Raw genomic sequence first — 1,840 nt, 5'->3', positions numbered from 1 at the left:
ACCGATGCGACACCGATCTGATCCTGGCCGCGCTCGAGTACGGCATCTGGTCCCGCGACGTCCGCGACGGCCAACTCATACATCACAGCGACCGCGGCTCGAACTATACGAGCTTCCGCTTCTCACAACGCTTACAGGACAACGGAATCCGCCCCTCGATGGGCTCGGTCGGCGACTCCTACGACAACGCGCTGATGGAGAACTTCTGGTCCACGCTGAAGATCGAACTGGTCTATCGCACGTCGTGGCGGACCCGCGACGAAGCCGAGAACGCGATCTTCGAATACATCGACACCTGGCACAACACCCGCCGCACCCAACGCGAACTCGGCTACCTCAGCCCCGACGAATACGAGGCGGCCTGGCACACCCAGACCGAGCCAGATAACCTCACCCCTGCCCCGACCGGAAGCAGGTAACCACCGCTCCGTCGAAACGGGGGGAACTCACGCCGAGCCACCGCGATCGTGCAGGCCATCCTCGCCCTGCACCACGTCGAAGCGGACCGCTACGCAGGACGAAAGAGGCTCACTGTTGAACGCGTGACTGTCTTCGCTCGTTGAGAGGCCAGTACCGAATAGGTGAGGAGATCCGGATGGCACCTAGGAATTCCGATCAGGTCTTTGCGCAGGCGTTGAACCGCCTGCCGGTAGGCACCCACATCACGGGCAACACCACAGTGATGCTGCCCGGTCGTAGCGTCCCTTTTCCCATCGGCCAACTGGTGAACACACTGCGGAACATCTCGGCCCGCGGGGGGCGGGCGGCGGTGCCGGATCCGGCGTTGGTCACCGCGTTGGCCGCGCACGGCCTACACCGCAACCCGACCACGCTCCCCGACGGCAAATGGCGGCTGCAACCCACCGGCGCCAGAATCAGCTGGCCCGATCAGGACTATGCGCAGGCGTTGAACAGTCTGCCGGTAGGCACCCACATCACGCAGAACACCACAGTGACGCTGCCCGGTCATACCGTCCCTGTTCCCATCGGCCAACTGGTAAACACACTGCGGAGCACCGCGGCCACCGCGGGGCGGGTGGCGGCGCCGGATCCGGCGTTGGTCGCCGCGTTGGCCGCGCACGGCCTGCACCACAACCCGACCGCGCTCCCCGACGGCAAATGGCGGCTGCTACCCACCGGCGCCAGAATCATCTGGCCCGATCAGGTCTATGCGCAGGCGTTGAACCGCCTGCCGGTAGGCACCCGCATCACGCACAACACCACAGTGACGCTGCCCGGTCATCCCGTCCCTGTTCCCATCGGCCCACTGGTGAACAGACTGCGGAGCCCCGCGGCCACCGGGGGGCGGGCGGCGGCGCCGGATCCGGTATTGGTCGCCGCGTTGGCCGCGCACGGCCTGCACCGCAACCCGACCGCGCTCCCCGACGGCAAATGGCGGCTGCAACCCAGAGGCGCCAAAATCATCTGGCCCGATCAGGACTATGCCCAGGCGTTGAACCGCCTACCGGCAGGCACCCGCATCACGGGCAACACCACAGTGATGCTGCCCGGTCATACCGTCCCTGTTCCCATCGGCCAACTGGTGGGCACACTGCGGAAAACTTCGGCCACCGGGGGGCGGGCGGCAACGCCGGATCCGGTGTTGGTCACCGCGTTGGCCGCGCACGGCCTGCACCACAACCCGACCGCGCTCCCCGACGGCAAATGGCGGCTGCGACCCGCAGCAGCCGTCCCTGCCCTGCCCGTCCCCGCAGGGAACACCACCACCACCGCCCTGACCGGCCCCGGCCCCGGCCCCGGCAGTGCACCGAGCATCGCCGATCTTCTCCGTCAGCGGCAGCCCTCACACCTCGCTGAAAACCCGCCACGGCCACGACCG

2 protein-coding genes are annotated in these 1,840 nt (G+C 67.2%); both read left to right on the top strand.

All coding sequences use genetic code 11. From position 1 onward, the window contains the following. Window positions 1–419: transposase (locus ACIBEF_RS32335; protein ID WP_396797214.1), on the top strand; the 419-nt coding region annotated here is incomplete at its 5' end. Between the two features lie 176 nt (window positions 420–595). Beyond that, window positions 596–1,840: hypothetical protein (locus ACIBEF_RS32330; protein WP_396797213.1), on the top strand; the 1,245-nt coding region annotated here is incomplete at its 3' end.

Origin of the sequence: Micromonospora sp. NPDC050795 (genome assembly GCF_044456785.1) — a bacterium.
Lineage (GTDB): Bacteria > Actinomycetota > Actinomycetes > Mycobacteriales > Micromonosporaceae > Micromonospora.
The sequence above is the reverse complement of the archived record's forward strand: the minus strand, read 5'-3'. Positions and strand labels throughout refer to the sequence as shown.